This is a genomic window from Fusobacterium ulcerans, from assembly GCF_003019675.1.
Taxonomy (GTDB): domain Bacteria; phylum Fusobacteriota; class Fusobacteriia; order Fusobacteriales; family Fusobacteriaceae; genus Fusobacterium_A; species Fusobacterium_A ulcerans.
The window spans coordinates 1,002,391-1,026,146 of sequence record NZ_CP028105.1 but is presented as its reverse complement, the minus strand read 5'-3'; the positions used below and the strand labels follow the sequence as shown (position 1 = coordinate 1,026,146).

The following is a 23,756-nucleotide window of genomic DNA, read 5'->3' as shown; positions in this document are numbered from 1 at the left end:
GAAGAGCTAGGATTTAATACAGACTTGGATAAAGCCCAAGTCATAACAAAAGATGAAGATAAAGTATTAGATGCAGAACTTCATACAGATTTATTAAATCAGTCAGAAAGAGAAAAGATAGCAGACTTAGGAGTAAACTTATCAGAAATAATTCAATCAATAGTAAGTTCTGATTCAGGAGGAGTTCTTAACACATATAAAGCACATAAGTATGGACGTTTACTTGAAGCACATATAAATAAAGATCCAAGGTATAAAGGACTACTAGGAGACCCTAATATATCAATAGAAGATAAACAAAGAGTATTAAATGCAGCAGTGAATACATTTCTTACTAGTAGAGGTTATAAAGGACCGAAAGTAGATGTTCTAATAGGAGAAGAAAGCCTTTCAACAAGAGGAAAAGTAGTTATAAGTAAAGAAAAACTTAATGGATTATCTTTCTTAGAAGATCTTGGACATGAATTAGGACATCTGGTATCATATGATGATGGAAAAGAAGATACAGCTAAGATAGTAGAAGGTAAAATGGGGACTTTAGAAGAAACAGATACTCAAGGAAAATACAATGACTACTTAGAAATTTTGAAAGAAGAGTATAAGAATTTAAAAACAGAAGAAGAAACAAGAGAATGGCTTGCAACTATTCCTGATAATGAAAAAGAAAGACTTTTACCTTTAATTATTGATCTTGGTTTTTCATCACAAACAGCAGGAGCTCCTGATATAGTAGAAACTAATAAAATAGAGACAAAAGATGGGCAGCTTTATTATAATGGTAATAAAGTGATTATACTAGATGAAATGAAAGATGGGAGAGTAGTTGTAACTCCTATCCAAAAAGATTTCATATTAGAACAAATAGAAGGAGCAGTTCTAGGAGAGACAGCAGGAGCTATACTTAAAATAGGAGGAAAATGGATTATTACTACTTCTGGTGGAAAATATGTTGTTTCAAAGTCAGGAAAAGTAATAGGTAAACTATCAGATTTGGTAAAATCAACATCTAAAGAAGTTGTAGAAGAGACAACAGAAAAAGTAGTAAAAAAAGAAACAGGAAATATTGTAGAGTATATTGTTAAAGAACAAAGTGAAAAAGGATTTAAAGAAATAGTTTCAGATAAAAATTTACTTAAAGAAAGTATTGAAAATGGAAAAATAAAAGAACTTTATAACAGAAAATGGAGTGCAGAAGAAATAAAAAATCTTCCTTATGGAAAACAAACTGTTAATAGGGAACTTTTAGGTAATGCTACTGATGCTAAAAAGTTTTTTGATTCACAAGTATTACCTGAAACAGTGAAAATAACTTCAAATGGTACTATTGTTGGAAAAAATAAAGATGGAATTATTTTTTCATACAGAAATATGTCTTCATATAAATCAGATTATGTTCCTACCATAACAATAAAAGGAATAAAAGGACTAGAAAAACTAAAATTTATCGAAAAGACGGAGGAGTTTACATGGAAAAAGAAATAATAAATACATTGGAGGCACAAAAAATATACCAGTCATTAATAAGAATTTCAAATTTTGATGAAATAAATAATTTCAATGATAATTTAATTCCAGAAAGAATTATTTTATCTCAATCAGGGGATGATGAATATTCTTTTTATCTAACACAGAAACAATATGAAGCTCTTATAAAAACAATGAAACAATTTGGAGAAAAATGTTTTTATATTTATTTAAGTGAAGGATATAAAAATAATGAATTTATTTTAACTGAAGAAGATAGCTTAATCTCCTTAAATAAAAATATTTCTTATGAAGAATATAATGACTTAGAAATACTCCTTGAAAACGTAATTTATTCTTCAAAAAAAAATTGGGCGATAATATTAACTATGGAAAATTATGGGATATTAGCAAGTACTAAAGAATTTATGCATGAATATAAAAAAAACTATCCAAATTGGAAGGAAGATATAGAAAAATTTAAATATTATTTTGATGCTCCTAATTTCAATTTAACAGTAGTTGAAAAGATATTCAACTATGTAACAGAAAATGCAGATGATTTAACAATAGAAGAAAAAACACTTCCTTGGAAAAATAGATAATTAATATTTTATAGGTAGCCTAAGAAAATTTTAGGCTACTTATTAAGATATTAAAAAATATTTAACAAAATTAACTGGAAAATAAAAACTAATACTATTATATTGAGTGGATCAGCATTACCAGTTGAAGATTTTAAAAACTATATGAAAGAAAATGGAAATATGGCTAATATAGATCAAAGAGTTGATATAAATGATTTAGTAGGAACATTAGTTGGAGGAAATCCTGGGAATGTGGAAACAGATGAGGCTATTTTAAAATTAGAGAATAAAAATTTTATGGATTATCATAGTGGATACACAAAAGGTCAAGCACTAGAACCTACTGAACAAACAAAAGTTCAAAAAGGAAAGAATGTATTAGATAAAATAATGCAAAAAATGAAAAATAGGAATTTAAACTTAATATTACTTCTTTTAATATTTTGTAGTTACATAAAATTAGAAGCAAAACCTAAAATAACAACATATATTTATGCAAATAGAGCTTATGGAATAATAGAAGATGGGAAAGTAAATAGAATAGGAATTCCTAAAGATAAAATTTATCAATTATATGGAATTATGTTTAATCATTATTATCAACTTGAAGCACCTACAAAAGAAAATAGATTTAAAAATCATTATATCAAATTTTACAATGATATTAAATTTATAATAAACGGAAAGGAATATATTATTTCTAAAGAGCAAATAAAAATTGATCCACTTAATTCTAAAGATGGACTAGTTTATCCTTTTGAACCACCAATAGATATACGAAATACAAAAGATAATGACTTAATAATAGATATAGGAGAAATAGAGATATTAGATAAAGAGGGCAATATAATAAAACCTAAAACGAAAATACCTCCAATTTTGTTCAAGAAAACTTATTTAACTATTAAATATAATAATATAAAGGGAACTGATCAAGAAACTTTATATAGAGGATGGGCAGAAGATTTTCCTGAAGATTTAAGGCAAATGTTAATAAAATATAGCTTTTAAACTGATAGTAAAGGCTGAAAATATAACAGTAGAGCATTTAAAAGATAAAGAGACAAATAAGGTAAGTGGTGGAGGAATCACCATAAAAGGAACAGGAGTTCCAAACTTATCAATAGTAACAGGAGGACAGGATAAGAGACAAGATATAAATGCAACAGCAGTGGAAATCTATTTAATAAATATGCAGTTAATCAAAAAGAATATCTAGCAATGTTAGGAGATCCTAATTTATCTGATATAGATAAAAGAAATGTAGTTAATGAATTAATCGCTGGTTTCTTAAAAGATAGAAAGTATGAAGGGAAAATGCCTGAGGTGATAATAGGTTCAAAAACAGAGGTAGTAGATAGTAGATATGATGGTAATGAACGTATATTTATAACAAAAGAAGATTTAAATAGTTCTGATGTTTTAAGCAAATTAGGACATGAACTAGGGCACTTTAATACTTATGATAAAGATGAAAAAACAGCAGGAAATATAGAGAAAAAAATAAATGTAGTTATAAATACAAGTGAAACAAATGGAGAATACAACAGCCAACTTGAAAAATTGAAAGATAAATATAAAGACTTACCAAATGGAGAGAAGGCAATAGAACTTCAAAATAAAATTCCTGACGAATATAAGGAAAAATTTGCTGTTCCAGTTCCGCTTCCAGTATTAGTAGGTGGAGTAGTACTTATTGGAGGATATTATTATATACAAAACTCTGAAGAAAATAAAGAAACTTGGAATAAATTTCAAGAAGAGCTAAAGAAGGAATGGGAATCTGTTAAAGATAAAGGAATAGCCTATGCTGAATTTCATCAAATTTATATGGAAGCCTTTTTAGCAAAACAAAATATTATAATAGGGGCTGAAGAGGGGATAGGAACATTAACATTTCCAGGGGAGATACCTGATGAATTTAAATTGCCTCCTATCCTTGTTGGAAAAAAGCCAGAAGAGTTACATGATAAAGATATTCATGAGTCCCCAGGAACGCCACCAATTCCACCAGTGACAAATACAGCTCATGATGGAGGAACTAAAGATTTACCAGATACAGGAACTCTTGTAAATGAACCTCCTAAAGTAGAAGATAAGAATATAATGGTTATAACTGAAAAAGTAGTAAAGGCCATAGATGATATAAAAAATGATTTGCAAACAGGGAAGTTAAAAATAAATAATGCAAAATAATAAGGAGGAAATTAAATGAAAGTATATAAAATTGATTTTAGTTTTGATAATAATGAACCTGTATTTGGAGCAAAAGAAAATTTTAAAATAGAAAATTCTAAATTTACAAAAGAAGAAATAGTAGATTTTTTAAATTGGATTGATATTAATGACTTTTCTCTAATGGAGGAAATAAAAATGAGAGAAAGAAGAAACATGTCAATAGGTGATTTGAAAATATATATTAATTTAATGACAGAAGATAAAATTTCTGAATTACCAGATATGATGTATATTGCAGGATTTGGAGAAACAATACTATTATCAGAAAAAGCAAAAGAGTATATTCAAAAAAAATATAAGGATAAAAATATTGAATATATAGAAGTTTATTATAAAAATATTCCATTGTATATTATGAATGTAATGGAAAGTGAAGAATGTTATGTAAAAGGATCTCCTGAAATAGATGACCAATATATGCTTGATTTTTCAAAAATAAAAGATAATGATATTTTTAGAGCTAGAGAGGTTGGAAACTTCAAACGTGCTATTTTAGGAATCTATTGTAATGAAAATTTTAAAAAATATATAGAAAAGAGTGATTTAAAAGGATATAAGTTTATAGAAATCAGAGATATAAATGATGGTATTCCAATGCAAGAAGAGAAGGAAGAATATATTTTCAAAGAAGAGCCTACAAGAGAACTTTATCCAAATGGGAATTTAAAATATGAAGGAACTATTTGGAAAGGATATAGGATAAATAAATGGAGATATTTTCATGAGGATGGAAGTCTTGAGATGGAAGGAAATTTTGGTGGAAAAGATGCCGAGATATTGGAAATAGGAGAACAAACAGGAGAATGGAAATATTACTATAAAAATGGAAATATTAAAACAATTTTCTTTTAAAAAAATTAGAGGAAAATAATTGGAATATTTCTAAAACTGCTGAGATACTGAAAATTTCAAGAAAAACTTTGCAGTTAAAGATTAAAGAATTAAAAATAAGAGAGTGTAACATATCTTGACCTGGGATAGGAAAAAAATTATACAGCTGTGGGAAGAAAATAATTTAAAAGAAGTATGCAATATATTTTGCATACTTTTTTAGTTTTTATATTGAAAATTGGATAGATTGTTATCTTGGCATATTTTTTGCTTATATACTACTATATAAAGATTGAGGAAGGAAATTATGAAAAAGCTTAAGAGGCGTTCTTTTGTTTCGCAAATGTTATTTTTATTTATTTTGTTTCATTTAATATCTGTCATATTATTTAGTTATTTTTTATTTCAGCAGGATAGAAAGCAATCAAATGAAAATCTGGAAGACACGCTAAATGAAATTGCGAGAGAGAAATCTCAATTAATATCTCTAGTTATAGAAAGAATTGAAAATGAAGCAGAAAATCTTGCTAGATGGACAGAAAATTATTTAGAAGATGAAGAGATTACAAAATTATCTGATGAGTATTATACATCTGAAAGAGGAGTTTTAGTCAGGAAAGATAAAAATAGACTTGAAAAAGGTTCATCTGTTTTTCTGCCTAAAAATCAGAAAATTGATGAAAAAATGATTTCAATGATTATGCAGTCAGAAAAATTAGATGTTCAATTTAGGCAGGCTGCTAAAAATATTCCATACATATCATGGCAAGCTATTCCAATGCTTAATGGATTTTTAAGGGTTTATCCTTATTCTGAAATGAATATGTATTCTTCAGAACATATGCAGTTGAATGACCCATTTTATATAGAGGCATTGAAGCAGAGTTCCAGCAAAAAATCAATATGGTCAGAACCATATCTTGATTTTATGGGAACTGGCTGGTGTATTACCTGCACTCATCCGATATATGTAAATGATGAGGTAATTGGTTTTACAAGTATAGATGTAAATTTTGAAACTATTCAAAAAGATTTTATGGAAGACTTCAGACTTGGAAAGTCAGGAATTTCTTTTCTTTTATATAATTCAGGGGAAATCATATATCATCCTGGGGTTCCTCTTTCTTCTAAAACTAAAGGGGATCTGGCTCGAATCAATATAATAAAGGATACAAATCTAAGTCCTGAATACAAGAAAGCTCTGGAAAAAGTAGTAAGAGACAAGAGCGGAGTAGTTAGATACAAAGATGGAAGTACAGAAAATGTAATAGTATATTCTTCAATAGAGGGGCTCCCTTGGAAAATAGCAGTAGAAGTTGATCAGAATGAATTTGCTTCAATTAAAATTTTTACATGGAAGTCATTGCTCTATCTAGTAGGGTTATCTATCATACTTCTTTTCTTTTTTACATATTTTTTATTGAAAAATTATTCAAAACCAGTTCTTTCTCTAGTAGGAAGAGCGAGAAAAATATCAGAAGGTAATTATGAAATAAATGCAAGTGATTTCTATTATGATGAGATCAATGAATTGTCTATGGCATTTGATTCAATGAGCTTGAGTATAAAGGCATATATTGATGAACTTATACAGAAAAACACAGAAATAAAAACGATATTTAATAGTATAGGCGGACTTCTAATGATTGTTGATAGTGAATGTAGAATAATTTTGCTCAATGAAAAAGGACTTCAGTTAATAGGAAAAAGCCTGACAGAGGTTGTAGGGAAAAAATGCTATGATGTGATTGCTGCCCAAAGCTGTATCTGTCCAGAGTGCAAATTAAAAAAAGTTATGGAAGAAGGAAGAGAAGATATCTCCATCATTCCAATAAAAGATAAAATATTTGAAATATCCTATTATCCAATTAATGGAAAAGAAAAAAATTCAAGAGAAGTTGTAGTATACAGCTATGATATAACTGAAAGAATTATTATAGAAAAAGAACTTTCTCAAAAAGAAAAAATGGCAGGAATAGGGCAGCTGTCTTCAGCTATTGCCCATGAATTAAAAACTCCAATTGCTGTTATAAAGGGTTCTGTATATTTACTGAGAAATTATATGAAAAATATAGAAAATAAAAAAATAGAAAACCAGCTCAATATAATAAATGAAACATTGTCTGAAGCTGAAGAAATAATAATGAATCTTCTTGACTATTCAAGAATTTCCAAGCTGGAAGAGAGGGAAATTGATATAGAAAAATTAATAGAACAGATAATATTTATTTCAAGAAAAGAAAGTTCTCGTATAAATGTAAAAATAGAAAGAAACTTTTCTCACTCTCCATTTATCTATAAGGGAAAAGTTGAGCCAATTAAACAGGTATTTTTAAATATCTTCACTAATGCATTAACAGCACTAAAGAATGGAGGGAATTTATTAATAGAAGGAAAAAATATAATGAGAAACCGGAAAAAATATATTGTTGTATCAATTATTGATGATGGACCTGGAATTGATGATAAGATTAAAGCCACTATATTTGACCCTTTTGTTACAACGTCTTCAGATTCTTTAAATACAGGTTTGGGATTGTGGATTACTAAGAAAATCTTAGAAAATATGAATGGAGATATTGAAATCTCAAGTATAAAAGGTTCAGGAACAGCTGTCCATATTTTTCTGCCAGTGAACTAATATCTATATAGCTTTTAACATCAGGAAAAAATAAATATATTTAGGAGGAGATTTATGAAAGTTAACAAAAAGTATCTGTCATTCTATTATCAAGATATGGAAGAAATTCCTGACATTGTTTTAACCCCTAAGAAAACAGCTCTGTTAATTGTAGATATGCAGAAAGAGTTTGTATCAAGAGAGATAGGGGAAGCAATAGTGTATAAAGAAAGAGGAGATTGGGAAAGATGGCTTCCTTTTCATGATAGGCTAGATGATATAGTAATTCCCAATACAGTAAAATTATTAGATTTTTTTAGAAAAAACGATATGTATGTAACTTTTGGGCGTATTGCATGTCTTCATCCGAAGGGAGATGACAGAGCTCCTGTTCAAAAAACTGAGGGGTGGAATGGTATATTTCTTCATGTAGACTCAGTTGAAGCTGAAATGATAGATGAACTAAAGCCATTAAAAGGAGAAATAGTTGTAAATAAGACTACTGACAGCGTTCTAAATAGTACCAGCTATGAAAGAATGCTCTGCAATATGGGAGTAGAAACAGTAGTAGTTACTGGAATAGTAACAGATCAATGTGTAGCTGGAACTGTAAGAAGCCTTGCTGATGCCGGTTTTAAGGTAATATGTGTAGAGGACTGCTGTGCAGCTCCAGATATAAAGCTTCATGATGATGAACTTAGAATAATGAATATAATTTATTGTAATGTACTTTCCACTGATGAAACGCTAGAAGTATTACAAAAAAATATGTAATCAATTTAAAAGGAGGAAAGACATGGGGGAAACAAATGGCTTAAAAAAAGAATTATCATTAACAAGTTTGATTGCAATGGCTTCTGGTGGTATGGTTGCTGCATGGATGGTGGAAATAAGATATTGGTTTGAGTTGACAGGGGTCACATCTGCCTTGGCATTATTAGTATGTGCATTGCTCATACTGCCTTTATGCTTTATTTATACTGAAATGACTGCAATGCTTCCATATGCTGGGGGAGCTAATATATGGGCAACTAATGCATTTAATTGGGATGCAGGCTTCTTCACTTGCTGGGCGTTGCTGCTGCTGTATATTATGGCTATGCCTACTGTTACCTATGGGATAGCCAGTATGCTGACATATTTTTTTCCTGTATCATTTATGCAGACTAAAATACTTGCAGTGGTTTTGACAACAGGAGCATATTTTTTAGCTAACAGAGAGCTGAAGATTCTGGCAAAAATTCAAGGGATTCTTTATTGGAGTACTCTTGTTGTTTCAGTAGGGGCTTCTTTGATATTTGTATTTAATGGTAATTGGAGTATAGAAGTAATGAAGCCTTTCTTCCCTATGGGGAGCAAGGGATTCACAGCTGCAATAGCCTTGTTAATGATGAAATTCATAGGGTTTGACTTGATACCTCAATTATCTGAAGAAACAAATTTTCCTAAGAATAAGCTTTGGATAGCTTTTATAGGTGCTATCGGACTTACTGTATTAATCTATGGAATGGCAGTAATTGGGGTTGGGGGAATATTTACAACAAATCAAATAATAAATACAGATGTAGTAGACCCAAGAGTAGCAGATTATATAGGAAAACATTGGCTTGCTATAATTATTGTAATTATGGGATGCTTAGTGTGCATAACAACAATTCCAGGCTTTTGGCTGTCTGCTTCAAGAACTTTATATGGAGCTTCTAAACAGCATCAAATGACAAGACTTTTTGGAGTTCTTAATAAAGAAGGGCAGCCTATAAATGCAAATATTACAGTTGGAGTACTTGCTATGTTTTTTACTGTATTTGCACCAGATAAATGGGTAAATTATATTTATACAATCTATGGGATTACGGCTGGAATTGTATATTTTATAGTTACAATATCTTTTGTTTCATTAAGAATAAAGAAACCTCAATGGAACAGACCATATAAAGTAAAAGTATGGCCTTTAGTTGCACTGATAAGTTGTTGTTTTACACTATGGGTTATTTATACATGCTTTGGAGAAATAAGTTCAGGAAGTCTTCTAGTACTGGGAATATATTTTTCAGGAGGGATATTTATGTGGATTTATGCTAAAATAATGCAAAAGAAAAAGCCTGTTGAATGGAAAAAGATAATTATTTCTCCTGATACAGATATTTCAGAAGAAGAAATTCTAAATAATTAGAGACAAATTGTAAATAATATTAATTTATTATTAAGTTAAAAAATTCAGCCCATGTATCTTTAGAAATGAATATTCTAAATTTTATGGGCTTTTTATATTTTCTTACTTTATATATTTTTATCTAAGAAAAAAATAAAAATAATTAAGATGAATAATGTGAATTATAACCTTAGAAAATAGTTTGAAATATATTACAAAACATCAATAATAATTTTTTAAATAGTGATGAAATCTAGTATAATAATATTGAGTAATAAAATAATTGTATTCAGAGAGAATAGTGAGGGATTTATGAAAATATATGACTTAACACATGAAATAAAAAATAATATGACTGCATATTGTGATGCAGAAAAACCAAACATTAAGCCTCTTTTTTCATATGAAAAAGATAATTTCAATGTAACATGTTTAGGTCTAACTTCACATCTTGGGACTCATTTAGATGTTCCTCTTCATTTAATAGAAAATGGAAGGAATATCTGTGATTTTCCAGTTGATACATTTTTGGGAAAAGGGCTATGCATTTCTTTTGAAAATTTAGAAAACTTTGATTTTGATTTCATTAAAAATATTGACTATCTACTGATTTATACTGGATGGGATAAATATTGGGATAAGGAAGATTATTTTAAAGACTATCCAATTATTTCAAAAGAAATAGTTGAAAAAATAGCAAATTCTCATTTAAAAGGAATTGGAATAGATTGTATTTCCCCAGACAGCTATGATTCTAAAGAAATGGGAAATCATAAACTCCTTCTAGCAGCTGATAAGATAATAGTAGAGAATTTGTGTGAATTAGAAAATATTTTAAATAAAGAATTTTATTTTTCATGTATTCCTTTAAAAACAGCAATAGATGGATGTCCTATTAGAGCTGTTGCTATAGAAATGTAAAAGATATAATGACTTTGATTTCATCTTTTTAGGTAGTAAAGTCTTATAAAAATAAATATTTTTAAATTTTGAAGCCTCGGATAGTATTTCTGGGGTTTTTATTATATTTTTTATTTATAACCTACAATTTAAATTATATATTTATATAATTAAAGTGATTTAGAATTTGTATAATATGAAAAAATTGGGTTACAAGAATATTAATAACTTTTAAAAGTATACGTTTCAATATTTATGTATATAAAATAACCAAAAGATGATAATATTTAAAATATACGATTAAAATATAGTTTGTACTCTTTGATATATTAAAAAGTATATATTTAGAATAAAAATAGAATTAATTTAAAAAAATATAAAAATGAGAGAGAAAATATATAAATAAAGATGAAAGCTATAAAAAAGATTTTTTTAAATTAAAAGCAGTTAAATATATATTTTAAAAAAATTAAAAAATATATAGTAAAGATTTTGTTGGGAGAGATTTTATGAAAATCAAGGGGATCTATTTTGGAATTTTTCTAATATTTAGTTACTGTGTTCATGCCAACCAACAAGAGTTAAATAGGGAAGAAAGAAGAAAGCAGGCAGAAGAGATAAGGAAATTAGAAAAGAGTGAAATAAAAGATGAAGTCAAATTAAATGATATAGAAGAAGATATTCAAGCTATGGGAAGTGAAATAAGGGATATTTTTATTGAAGAAAATACTATTTTGAAAAAAAATCAAATTGAACCTTTAAAAAAAAGATATATAGGAAAAAAAGGTGGAAAAAGTATTTTGAATTTGATGAAAGAGCTTGAAAATCTATATCTTGAAGAAGGATATATTTCTGTCAGAGTAAAAATAGACATGGAGAAATCAAATATACCAGATGGAAGAATATTTTTAAAGGTGATAGAAGGGCATGTAGAAGATATCCGATTTAAAGATGAAAAAAATCAGGACAAATTAAAAATTTTTACTTCTTTTCCAATAAGCAGAGGGCAAATATTAAATATAAATGACCTCGACCAAGGGATAGACAACCTTAATTCTGTATCTTCCAACAATGCAAGGCTAGACATAACAGCTGGAGACGAATTAGGTGGGAGTATTGTAGAAATTGATAATCATAAGACAAAAAAGATATCTGGAGCCATAAACTATAATGACTTGGGGCAGAAATCTACTGGGAAGGACAGAATAAAATTTTCTCTTATTTTTGATGATGTTTTAGGAATAAACGATTCTTTTGCCAGTACTTATCAGCGTAAGCTTGGAAATAATAGAAAATACAAGGATAATGAGAATTTTTCTTTTTATTATAGAGTTCCAATTAAATACTGGGAATTTTCAATATCAAAGGATCAATCAGAATATCTTTCTACAATAGAGTCTTTTGCTCATACTTATGAAATAACAGGAGTCTCAAAAAATATAAATTACTCAGCAAGAAGAATAATAAATAGAAACAGTGATGGAAAAACTTCTGTGGGAGTAACTTTGACAAATAAAGAAACTAAGAACTATTTTGATGGAATAAAATTAATAACAAGTTCAAGAAAACTTTCAATATTAAAAGCAGATATCAGCCATAATAGAAGGCTTTACAATGGAGTTTTTTATGGAAGTTTAACTTACCATGAAGGAATAAAAAAATTTGGAGCAGAAAGAGATGAAAATAAAGGTGATTATTCTCCAAGAGCTCAATTTCAAAAATATACAGCGGATTTAAGCTGGTATAAACCTTTTATGATAAAGGAGCAAAGGTTCTCATACAGAGTTTCTTTCAGCGGGCAGTATTCAGATGATATACTTTATTCTTCGGAAAAACTGGGAATAGGTGATGATACTACTGTGAGAGGTTTTAAAGAAAACTCAATAATGGGAGATAAGGGTTTTTATTTAAGAAATGAGATTGGATACAGTTATAAATTTTTAGAACCATTTATAGCATATGATTATGGAAGAGTAAAAGATGTATATAAAGATGATTATTATGAGAAAAATGGAAGTGAAATGAGTGGAGCAACTATTGGTGTAAGAATGTATTTAAACAACTTTGATATGAGTTTTTCATATTCAAAGCCTTTGACAGCTCCTGCATATATAAAGAAAAATACACATGAGATATATTTTAGTATGAGTGCAAGATTTTAAACATTTTAAGGGGGAAAATTAAAATGGAGATATTAAAAAATAAGCTGCTGAAAAGATTAATAATCTATATTTACGTCTTTTTTAGTATCTTTACACATTCTGTAATGGGTGCAGCAACAGTAGTTGATCAAAATAGAAGTCAGCAAACAAATGTAGAAAGAGCACCAAATGGTGTTCCTATAGTAAATATAAATGCTCCTAATAAAAATGGAGTTTCTCATAACTATTTTGAAGAATATAATGTTGGAAAAGAAGGAATACTATTAAATAACAGCAGTAAAGAAAATAATAAAACTCAATTGGGAGGTATTATTCAAGGAAATTCCAATTTGAAAGGAAGAGAAGCTGATGTTATTTTAACAGAGGTTACTGGTGTAAATAGAAGTAAAATAGAAGGATATACTGAAATTGTTGGGAAATCTGCTGAGTATATTCTGGCAAACCCAAATGGAATATATCTAAATGGAGCAGGGTTTATAAATACCCCTAGAGTAATACTTACAACTGGAAAATCTATAACAGATGAACTTGGAGATCTCCAAGGTTTTGATATAGATGATGGAACAGTAGTAGTAGGTGGGCAGGGAATAGATGGAAAAAATGTAAGAATGGTAGATATTGTTTCAAGAACAGCAGAGCTCAATGGTGCAGTACATGGTGGAGAAGAGGTAAATGTTGTTCTGGGAAGAAATGAGTATAACCATAAAACAAGAGAAGTAAAGGTTAAGGCAGAAAAAGAGGGAGATAAACCTAAGGTGGCTCTGGATGCAAAAGCATTGGGGTCTCTTTATGCTGGAAGAATATATCTTCAAAGTACAGAAAAAGGTGTTGGAGTAAACAGTCAGGGAGAGATGCTGGCAGGGTCGGGAGATCTGGAAATAGATGTCAATGGAGATCTGATATTGAAAGATGCTCAGGCAAAGAACGATATAAATATTAAAGCAGAGAATGTAAAAATACAGGAGAGAGCTGTTGCAGAAAATAGTATTGATATAAATTCAAAGGATATAGTAAATACTGGAAATATATCTTCAAATAAAAACATAACAATAAAAAGTTCTAATGTTGAAAATAAAGGAAATATATCTTCTAAAAATATAAATATATCCAATGAAGAAAAAATTGTCAATGCTGGAAAAATATCAGGAGATAATGTAGTAATAACTTCAAAAGATATGGATAATAAAGAACTTATTGCAGAAAATGCAGATATTGCATTAAGTGGAAATTTAAAAAATGAATCATTAAAAACAGTAGAGAATTTAAATATTAAAGCAAAAAATATAGAAAATACAGGGACAATAGCTGCTAATAAAAAAGTAAAAATAGAAAGTGCCAATCTTACAAATAAGGGAAATATTACAGGGGAAAGTATAGAGATAAAAAATGAAGGTAATATTTTAAATGAAAAGAATATTGTCTCTTTATCAATAGATATAACTTCAAAATCTCTATACAATAATGGAGTTATTCAAGGTGATGTTTTAACTTTAAAAATTACAGATTACTTGGAAAATAGTGGAAATATAACAGGGAAAACAACTAAATTAAATGCAGAACAAATATTAAATAAAGGAACTCTCTATGGAGAAGATCACCTCACTCTCACAGCTTCTAAATATATAAATGAGAATATTGGACTGATAGCAGGAGGGCAGATTTTTCTAAATGGAATTGGAGATAATGCTGGAAATATACAGGGAGACAAGGTAAACCTTACAGGAAAAAGTATTAAAAATAGCGGAGAGATAACAGGAGAAGATACACTGAATATCAATGCTGATTTGGAAAATAGCGGAACTGTTCAAGGAAAAAATTTGGCAGCAATAGTTGGAGATGTAAATAATAGTAAAGATATAAAGAGTGAAAAAGAATTGAATATATCTGGAAATATAATAAACACTGGGTATATCTACGGTGAAAATCTGGATATAATTGGAAATGTTGATAATAGCGGAGATATATTGTCTCTTCTAAATATGAAGATAACAGGGAATGTAACTAATAATAAAAATATAAATAGTGGGAATAAGCTTGTTCTATTAAGTGATAATATTTTAAATAATGACAAGATATCTGCTTTGGAACTTTTAATTAATGGAAATAAGCTTGTGAATAATGGGTTGATAACTTCAGATAATGGAGTCTTAAATGTTTATGAACTGGAAAATTATGGAACTATCTATGGAAAGAGCAGTATTACTATTTCTGGAAATAAGATTTTAAATGCTAAACTTATTCAAAGTTCAAATAATCTCTATTTAATTTCAAAAAATATAATTAATAAAGGAGATATATTCTCGGGAAATAATATGAGTATCACATCTCAATTTTTTAATAATAGCGGTAGAATAATAGGAGATGGGGATTTAATATTTGATACTGATAATTCTATTGAAAATTCTAATTTAATTCAAGGAAATAATATAACCCTTAAAGAAATAGATAACAGTGGAAAACTTCTTGCAAAAGAAAAAATAAAGTTATCTAAAGCAAGAAACAGTGGAACTATTTCTGCTATGAAAAGTTTTGAAGGAGAAGGACTGCTGAATTTCCTTTTTGGAAAACTTATTCTTGGGGAGCATTTGAGCCTTGAAAAAGAATTGCTCAATGAAGGAATTATTTCAATAAAAGGAGATATAGCAGCAGAGAATGTCTCTAATACAGGAAGCATAATTTCTGAAGGGAATATAGTATTAAAAGAATTAAATAACAACGCTGGAACAATAGAAGGAAAAAATATAAATATAGAAAATACTGGAACTCTCAATAATCAATTGGGAAATATAAAAGTATTTGATAATGATTCTGTACTATACATTCAGGCAGAAAATATTCAAAATGTTGATGGCAAAATACAATCACAAGGGCAGCTTGAACTTAATATTTTTAATTCTTTTACACTGGAAGGAAACTATACAGGAAATAATCTTTTAAAAATAACAGCAATATCTCTTAGTACAAATACAGATATAGAAAACGGAGGAGATATAGTCCTTAACCTGTCAGGAGATTTTTTAAATAATAATAAGTTTATCAGTGGAAATAATATAACTGTAAATGCAATGAATTTAATAAATAACAAAACCTTGGGAAGTGCAGGAGGTTTTACTGCTGATCTTTCAGGAAAGATGGATAATTTTGGCAGCATTATTCTAGGAAATAGAGATAATATGATAACAGCTGCTGAAAATATAAATAACAGTGGATATTTAACTTCACAGAATAATCTTACTATAAACTCAAAAGATTTGATAAATAATGGACAGATAGCTTCAGGAAATATATTAACTTTAAATTCAGAAAATATATTGAATGGAAATTATTCGTTAATATATTCAAATAATGATATGATGATGACACTCAAAGAAGATTTTATCAATAACAAGGGAGAGGTACACTCTGGAAATAATATAGAGATAAAAGCTTTAGGGAAAGTACAGAATAATGCAGGAATTATAGAAGCTATAGGAGATATCTATATAGAGGCGGCACAAATTGAAAATTTAGGAGAAATTACAGTAAATTATTCTGCTGCTGGGGGAACTTCTGCAAATTATATAAAAAATATGGCATATATTTCATCAGGAAAAGATATTACTCTAAAGACTACAGGAGATGTAGTAAATAGAGAGGGGAATATTTTAGCAGGAAGAGATATAAAGATAACAGCATATAAATTGATAAATGGAAATATTCGAGATGGTGAGAGCAATAATTTGACTAACTATAGATATTCTTTTTCTGGAAATGAAACTGATAGAATAACTAAAATATCAGCAGGAAATAATATAAATATATCTGCTATAGAAATAGGAGATGGGATTTTATTAACTGAAACAAATGTAGTAAACGACAGGTATATGAGTATAGAGCAGGTAATTTTAAATAGCAGTAATATAGAAAAAACTGGAACAATCGATATTGAAAGCTATATTACAATTCCCGAGGGAGATAAAGGACTGTTCGTTGTAGCAAAAGATTCAATTAATTCAAAAAATATTTTAGTAAGTGCTGAAGAGAAAAAAGATGTAGGAAAAGAAGAAATATTAAGTAGAGACAACTATGTTTTAAATGATAAAATTCCTGAATTTACATATTTGATAGAAACAAATGTGAAATTTATAGATATGAGCTATTATCTTGGTTCAGATTATTTCTTTAGGAAAATAGGATATAACCCAGAAAGAGAAGTCAGACTTTTGGGAGATGCTTTTTATGAGTCGAGAATAGTAAACAGAGCTATTTTTGAAAATACTGGGAAAAGGTATTTAAATGGAGCTGCAAATGAAAAAGAACAGATGCAGATACTATTAGATAATTCTGTAAAAGCTATGGAAGATTTTAGCTTATCTATTGGAATAGCCCTTACAAAAGAGCAGATAAACAATCTTAAAAATGATATTATCTGGTATGTAGAAGAAGAGGTAAATGGAGTAAAAGTTTTAGTTCCAAAGATATATCTTTCTAAAGAAACTCTTGCTTCACTTATGGACAGTAAAATAGATGTAGTAGTGGAAAATGAAATAAAGTAAATAATACGAAAGTATAAACTCTGGAGAAGTGGATATCAAGTTTTAATGTAAAGTTCATGAATAATAAAAGTTGAAAAAATATAAAAAACTAAGGCTGTAGGTTTTTGACTACAGCCTTTTACTATTTTACAGAAGAAATTCATTATTTGAAGCAGAAATGTTTTGTATAATATCATGCAAAGATAAAATAAACTCTTGTGCATAACTACTTTTAATTCTTTCAGAAGAATGAATAAGAATATCTCTAGTAATCATTGAAGGAATTGTACATGTCTTTTGTACCAGATGATTTATTTTTAGTATATGTTCAGGAAGCATAGGCACCCACATAAAAGCTCCTTTTACATTTACGAGTAGATTTATATGACTTCCTCTATCATAAACATATATACACTTAGAAGAAGCAGGAGTTTCAAAATCTTTTACAGTTGGGATCTTGGTATCTCCTGATACTATTTCTATATAATCAGATAACATTTCAAAAGGTATTTTTTCTAAGGAAGCAAGAGGATGATTTTCTGAAAAAGTTATGAGCATTTCAAATTCCCATAGAGGTTCAAAAACTATATTTTTGCTTTCTAATAATGAAAGAAAGTAACTTTCATGAATATTTTGATAACGAATAATACCTATCTCTGCATTACCGTTAGCCACTTCATTTATTACATTTAAAGAGTTAGTTTCATTAAATGTAATATTCATATCCTTCTTATTTTCAAGATTATTTATAAATTTAGAAATAGCAATAGTAATATAGGTAGCTCTATGAGCGGCTATACTCAAAAACACAAGTGATTTTGAAGAAGTTTTGTAGAAAGATTCTAATTCAATTACTTGTGATATTATCTTTGCAGCCTGAGTAAGAAATTTTTCTCCTTCTCTAGTAGGCTGAACGCCTTTTTTAGTACGATAAAAAATAGAAATTCCTATTTCCTCTTCTAAATCTTTGATAGCAGCACTGAGATTAGGCTGTCCCATATAAAGATTTTTAGCAGCTCTATTTATTGAACGGGTTTTATTTACTTCAAGTACATATTTCAGATGCTGCATATTCATATGAAATTCTCCTTTTTTATGGATTAGTTATATTTTTATCATATAACTTGATATCTAAATTATAGATTATACAGGAAATATTTTCAATGTTAAAATAAAAAAGATTAGATAGATAAAAAGTTTGTATATAAAAATATATTTTAAAAAAGGGGATGAATGGGCATGGCTGAATTAGTAACAATATTAGGTGGAGGAAATGGTGCACACGCAGCAGCAGCAGATATGGCAAGAAGAGGATTTGAAGTTCGTATGTTTGAAGATGAAAAATTTGCTGGGAAAATGCAGAAAGTATTTGAAACTAAAGAGATAGTTCAGCAGGGAGTTCTAGGTGAGGGTGTAGGAAAACTTTCTATGGTAACTACTGATATAGCTGAGGCCGTGAAAGGTGTGAAATATATAATAATGGCAGTTCCTGCATTTGGGCATAGTTACTATGCTGATCTTTTGATAGATCATTTGGAAGATGGGCAGATAATATTAATTTTAGCAGGGACATTTGGTTCTCTTATTTTCTGGAACAAAATGAAAGAGAGAGGAATTAAAAAAGATGTGGTATTTGCTGAAACATATACACTTCCATATGATACAAGACTTATGGGGCTAGGAGAATCTATGGTAATGGGAATTCATGAGCCTGTAAAAACAGGAGTGATGCCTGCTAAAAAAACAGCAGAAGTGCTAAAGGAATTAAAAAAATTCTATGATGTAGAAGCTGCTGAAAGTGTAATTGAAAGTGGACTTTTTACTTTAAACCCTGTAGTTCATGTACCTGGCTGCATAATGAATGCTGGAAGAATAGAACTTATGGAGGGAGAATTCTGGTTCTACAAGGAAGGAATAACTCCATGTGTTGGAAAAGTAACTGAAGCATTAGATGAAGAAAGAATGGAGATAATTAAAAAATTTGGTTATAAGGCAGTATCAGTAGTTGATTCATTAGCAGCAGCTGGAAGTGTAAAAACTAATATTTATGAAGCAATTACTGGAAATGAGCAATTTGGAAAAATTAAAGGTCCTGACGGGTTAAAAAATAGATATTATACAGAAGATATTCCTTTTGGGCTTGTAGGGTGGTCAGTAATAGCTGAACTGATAGGAGTAAAAACTCCTGTAATGGACTCTTTGATTACAATAGGAAGTATAGCTATGGAACAAGATTGCAGAGCAACAGGAAGAAAAGCTAAAGAACTGGGAATAGCTGGAATGAATTTAGAACAAATTAAAACATATTTGTATGAGGGATAAAAATAATATAAAAATAAAAGGAGAGTACATAATAATGGCATTTCATGAAATTAAACCAATTGAATTAAATGAGAATACTTTTAAATTGTTTGCCAAAGACTGGTTTTTAATGACAGCAGAAAAAGAAGGAAAAGTTAATACTATGACTGTAGGGTGGGGAGGTTTTGGAGTGCTGTGGAAAAAAAATGTAGTATTTGTAGCAGTACGTCCAGAAAGATATACTTATGAATTTTTAGAAGCTTCAGATACATTTTCTCTGACAGTATTTGATAACAGCTATAGAAAGCAGCTGGGGTATTGTGGAGTGATATCAGGAAGAGATGAAGATAAAATAGCTAAATGTGGCTTTACAGTAGTCCATGATGAAGAAACTCCATACTTTGAAGAAGCGAGAATGAGTTTTACATGTAGAAAATTATGTACTACTCCTCTTAGGCAGGAAGATTTTCGAGGAAATGATACTTTTACTGGAAAATGGTATGGTGGTAAAAATAGTGCAAGTGGAGAAGGGGGAGGATATCACCTTATCTATATAGCTGAAATAGAAAAAATATTAGTAAAAGATTAAAATTTAGAGCTGTAAATGAGATTATTCATTTGCAGCTCTTTTTTATTGAAAAAAACAACTTAGTGACACACGCTTATGGAATTGTATAGTTTAAAATATTAATTATAACTTAAAAAAATTATGATAAAATAAGGAGAAAAGAGAATTATAATATAAATAATATTCCATAATAGAATAAATATATGAACTTATTGAAAAATTAAATTTTTTATAAAAAAGAAAATATAAACTTGAGGAGAATGTTTATATAAGCGTTTTAAATTATTGAGTTTATGAAATTTTTTGAAATAATAAAAAGATTAAAAAATAATTGTAGATTTTCTTATATTATCATAGTTTTTAATGGTAACTGGTAAAATATAATTTTCAGGGATTATTATTTTTTTATTCAGATTTACAATAGCAGCATAGAGGATTTTTCCTTCAGTAACATCAAGAGGAAGTTCAGCAACACAATTGACAGCACCAAGAGGCCCACTGCTTTTTCCATAGTTATACCACAGCTTCAGACTGAATTTTTCCCAAGCAGGTGTTTTTAATTTTTCTTTTAAATCTCCTATGTTATCTCTGATTTTTTTCAGAAATTCATAATCATTTTTTAATCCTTCATCAAGAGAGTAAAAAATAAAATTAAATTTTACTTTTTCATTTACTTTTTCTGATATGATATAAATATTTGTTTCACATTTTTTAGAAGAAAACCATCCCATAATTAAAACCTCCATTTTTTTATACTATAATAACAATTGGGAGGAAATATGTCTATACAGTATTGGTTGCCTTTTGGCATGTTCTAGTTGACTTTTAGCAAATGAAGATGAATATTGTTTAAATAAATAAAAAATATAGGATGTTTTATTAAAAGGGGGATAGACTATGAAGAAGATTTTATTCTTGGCTTTATTTTTTGCAGTTGTTAGTTTGAGCTTTTCTAAAGAGTTATTTTTAAAAAAGATAGAATTGGAAAAAATAAAAAGTATTCTTGTAAATGATGGCTTTGTTTTTAATGATGAAAATACATATTATTTTTTTGAAAAAAGAAATGGCAAGCTTAGTGAAAAAATAGATATTTTATTAAAAGATAAAGAAACTCCTTACGGAATAGGGATAATTGTATCGTGCTATAAATTAGAAACAAATCAAGTGGAGCTTAAAAAGAGATTGATAAGCTTAGTTGAAGAATTAAATGAAGGAATTATTGATAAAGATTTAAAAGATAAAATAATGGATTCTTTAAATAAGATACCAGAAGCTCCAGCTCAAGATGAACTTGATATAATACCTTATATGAAAAAGACAAATAGTGTATATAAAAATGGAGATTACTATATAATAACAGCCAGCAGAGAAAGTGAAAAGAATATAAAAATTATTTTTGAACCATACTCTGATAAATAGAGAAAATAAGTATAATGGACTACATAAGGTTTTTAATGTATAAAGTAGATAGAGTTTCAAATAAAAAAAATAAATAAAAATAAAAGCCCATACAGAATAGTTAAATTCAATATGGGCTTTTTGTTATTTAGCTGATTTCACAGCATTTTTTATGGCAGTTCCTATACCTCTTGCAGAACTTGTAGCACCTGCTACTGAATCTATTTTATCAGTATTTTGAGTATAGATCACATCATCAGATATTTTTTCCAGAGCAGAGTTGAATATTATTTCAGTATCCTTATATTCAACAGCTTCTATTTTAGTAATTTTATTACCATTAACAGTAACTTCTACTTTTATATTTCCTTTGTACCCTTTTCCTTCACCTATATATTTTCCATCTTTGTACTTATTATCTTTTACAATTCTATTATCTTTGAAAGCTGCAATATTATTGATAATAGTTTTATCCATAGGATTAGTTATTGATTTAGCAGCAGATATACCAGCTCTTCTACCAAAAACGAATGCCTGCAAAAGACCATTACCTGACATATAGTTAGGCCCTCCAGCCCCTGAGAACCCTTCAGTTACACCACCAGCAGCATAAAGATTAGGAATTTTATCTCCATTTTCTTTTTTTACTTCTCCATCAAGTGTTATAACAAGACCTCCCTGTGTATGTCTCAAATCTCCAGTTATTTCAATAGCATAATAAGGACCATGGAAATTTTTAGGAAGTTTAGTTCTGTTGAAAACATCCTCTCCTTTTTCTATTCCCTCATTATATGTTTTAATAGTTTTTTCAAGTTCTTTTCCATCCACTTTCATAGCTTTAGCAATTTCAGATATATTCTTTCCTTCAAGAACTATTCCAGCAGAAGTATAATTTTTAAAATTACCAGTTTTTTCAGCATTTTCTTTATTGAATAGTATGTATGCTGTAGCATCTTTTTGATTAACAACATGAGGAGTAAGTTCAGAATATCCCATTATCTCATTAGTGAATCTTTTTCCATCTTTATTTACAAGAATTCCTCCTCTTGAAAGAATAGAAAGATCCATGCTTCCTTTAGTTTGAAGATTGAAAACTGCATGTCCTTGATAAGCGTGCATGTTTTTTAATTCTGCTCCTAGTTTCTGTCCCCATACTATTCCTTCACCAGTTGCCCCAGGAGCTGTTAAAGGATAAGCATCAACTATCTCAGGAATATATTTTTTTAACATTTCTTCATTAGATGCAAAACCACTAGTTGCTAATATAACTTTAGAAGCGTATATTTCAATTTCTTCTCCATTAGATTTTTTAGCCCTAATTCCATTAACACCTTCTTTATCTGTTATCAACCCAGTTCCAGCTGTAAAATTAAGTACAGTAATCTTTGGGTTTTTCTTTACTGCTTCTATGATTTTAGCAGTCATACCAGCTCCAGAACCTTCAGCTATATGCATTCTATAATTTGACTGTCCATAATACAAAGCATTAGTAATAAGATTGAATTTGACACCAATGCTTTCCAGCCATTCAATAGTCAATTTAGCTTCAGAAGCAACAGTTTCAACCATATCTTTATCCTGACTATAGTTTGCAGCTCTGAATATATCCAGTTTGAAATTTTCTATGGAATCATCAATTTTAGCATCTTTTTGTTGTTTAGTTCCTGTAGCAGGTATTATTCCTGCTGACATAAGAGTAGCTCCCCCCATATATCCAGTTTTTTCTAATAAAACTACATTAGCACCATTTTCAGCTGCAAAAAGAGCAGCAGTCATACCAGCTCCCCCACTTCCTACAATGACTACATCAGTCTTATATTCTGTATTTACAGCGTATAAACTAAATGATAAAACAGATGTCATAATAATAGACAATATTTTTTTCATGTAAACCCCCTTTTTATATATAGTGATGATCTTACTAAAATTATACCTTAGATATTTTTATCCTGCATCTATTTTTTCAAGGAGAATTAAATAATAAAAAGAGAAATAAATAAAAATATTCTTTAAACTTAAAA

The 23,756-nt window shown here is 28.9% G+C and carries 18 protein-coding genes; 15 read left to right on the top strand and 3 right to left on the bottom strand.

Translation table 11 applies throughout. The features are described 5' to 3' along the window. Positions 1-24: 24 nt before the first annotated feature. From C4N20_RS04645 to C4N20_RS04590, 12 genes are all read left to right on the top strand, one after another. Positions 25-1,482: a hypothetical protein gene (locus tag C4N20_RS04645; RefSeq protein WP_106878556.1), complete on the top strand. Its 1,458-nt coding sequence runs from the start codon at positions 25-27 to the stop codon at positions 1,480-1,482. Next, on the top strand, positions 1,467-2,069 hold the full coding sequence (locus tag C4N20_RS04640; protein ID WP_005980397.1) for a hypothetical protein: 603 nt from the start codon (positions 1,467-1,469) through the stop codon (positions 2,067-2,069). The genes C4N20_RS04645 and C4N20_RS04640 overlap by 16 nt, the downstream gene beginning before the upstream one ends. A gap of 144 nt (positions 2,070-2,213) precedes the next feature. Continuing rightward, a complete protein-coding gene (locus C4N20_RS04635; protein WP_145959526.1) occupies positions 2,214-3,062 on the top strand; it encodes a hypothetical protein in 849 nt (282 codons plus the stop codon). 210 nt (positions 3,063-3,272) lie between these two features. Then, entirely contained in the window at positions 3,273-4,247 is a 975-nt protein-coding gene (locus tag C4N20_RS04630) for a membrane protein insertase YidC (RefSeq protein ID WP_005980401.1), read from the top strand. Between the two features lie 15 nt (positions 4,248-4,262). Next, positions 4,263-5,141 carry a toxin-antitoxin system YwqK family antitoxin gene (locus C4N20_RS04625; protein ID WP_005980403.1) on the top strand — a complete coding sequence of 293 codons (879 nt, stop codon included), beginning with the start codon at positions 4,263-4,265 and terminating at the stop codon, positions 5,139-5,141. Positions 5,142-5,167: 26 nt separating this feature from the next. Then, entirely contained in the window at positions 5,168-5,260 is a 93-nt protein-coding gene (locus tag C4N20_RS16830; protein WP_081583140.1) for a helix-turn-helix domain-containing protein, read from the top strand. Positions 5,261-5,427: 167 nt separating this feature from the next. Further along, positions 5,428-7,761, top strand: coding sequence for an ATP-binding protein (locus tag C4N20_RS04615; protein ID WP_005980405.1), 2,334 nt, complete (start codon positions 5,428-5,430; stop codon positions 7,759-7,761). A gap of 54 nt (positions 7,762-7,815) precedes the next feature. After that, the gene (locus C4N20_RS04610; RefSeq protein ID WP_005980408.1) at positions 7,816-8,514 is read left to right on the top strand and encodes a cysteine hydrolase family protein; all 699 of its coding nucleotides are present in this window, start codon (positions 7,816-7,818) and stop codon (positions 8,512-8,514) included. A 22-nt stretch (positions 8,515-8,536) separates the two neighbouring features. Then, positions 8,537-9,913: an APC family permease gene (locus C4N20_RS04605; RefSeq protein WP_005980411.1), complete on the top strand. Its 1,377-nt coding sequence runs from the start codon at positions 8,537-8,539 to the stop codon at positions 9,911-9,913. 291 nt (positions 9,914-10,204) lie between these two features. Further along, positions 10,205-10,813 carry a cyclase family protein gene (locus C4N20_RS04600; protein WP_040490866.1) on the top strand — a complete coding sequence of 203 codons (609 nt, stop codon included), beginning with the start codon at positions 10,205-10,207 and terminating at the stop codon, positions 10,811-10,813. Between the two features lie 488 nt (positions 10,814-11,301). Continuing rightward, positions 11,302-12,954, top strand: a complete 1,653-nt coding sequence (locus C4N20_RS04595; RefSeq protein ID WP_005980414.1) for a ShlB/FhaC/HecB family hemolysin secretion/activation protein — start codon at positions 11,302-11,304, stop codon at positions 12,952-12,954. Between the two features lie 23 nt (positions 12,955-12,977). Further along, positions 12,978-17,489, top strand: coding sequence for a two-partner secretion domain-containing protein (locus C4N20_RS04590; protein WP_005980416.1), 4,512 nt, complete (start codon positions 12,978-12,980; stop codon positions 17,487-17,489). A 126-nt stretch (positions 17,490-17,615) separates the two neighbouring features. Here C4N20_RS04590 and C4N20_RS04585 read toward each other — a convergent pair whose 3' ends face one another. Further along, a complete protein-coding gene (locus C4N20_RS04585; RefSeq protein ID WP_005980418.1) occupies positions 17,616-18,545 on the bottom strand; it encodes a LysR family transcriptional regulator in 930 nt (309 codons plus the stop codon). Between the two features lie 162 nt (positions 18,546-18,707). Between C4N20_RS04585 and C4N20_RS04580 the strand changes: the two genes are divergently transcribed. Further along, complete coding sequence (locus tag C4N20_RS04580) at positions 18,708-19,790, top strand: NAD/NADP octopine/nopaline dehydrogenase family protein (RefSeq protein WP_005980420.1); 1,083 nt, start codon at positions 18,708-18,710, stop codon at positions 19,788-19,790. Between the two features lie 34 nt (positions 19,791-19,824). Further along, positions 19,825-20,358, top strand: coding sequence for a flavin reductase family protein (locus tag C4N20_RS04575; RefSeq protein WP_005980422.1), 534 nt, complete (start codon positions 19,825-19,827; stop codon positions 20,356-20,358). A 299-nt stretch (positions 20,359-20,657) separates the two neighbouring features. Here C4N20_RS04575 and C4N20_RS04570 read toward each other — a convergent pair whose 3' ends face one another. Further along, a complete protein-coding gene (locus C4N20_RS04570; RefSeq protein ID WP_005980424.1) occupies positions 20,658-21,068 on the bottom strand; it encodes a hypothetical protein in 411 nt (136 codons plus the stop codon). Between the two features lie 166 nt (positions 21,069-21,234). Here C4N20_RS04570 and C4N20_RS04565 point away from each other — a divergent pair, with 166 nt between their 5' ends. Next, positions 21,235-21,756, top strand: coding sequence for a hypothetical protein (locus C4N20_RS04565; RefSeq protein ID WP_005980426.1), 522 nt, complete (start codon positions 21,235-21,237; stop codon positions 21,754-21,756). Positions 21,757-21,879: 123 nt separating this feature from the next. On the opposite strand, the gene C4N20_RS04560 is transcribed toward C4N20_RS04565, so the two are convergent. Next, positions 21,880-23,622 carry a flavocytochrome c gene (locus C4N20_RS04560; protein ID WP_005980428.1) on the bottom strand — a complete coding sequence of 581 codons (1,743 nt, stop codon included), beginning with the start codon at positions 23,620-23,622 and terminating at the stop codon, positions 21,880-21,882. Positions 23,623-23,756 lie beyond the last annotated feature (134 nt).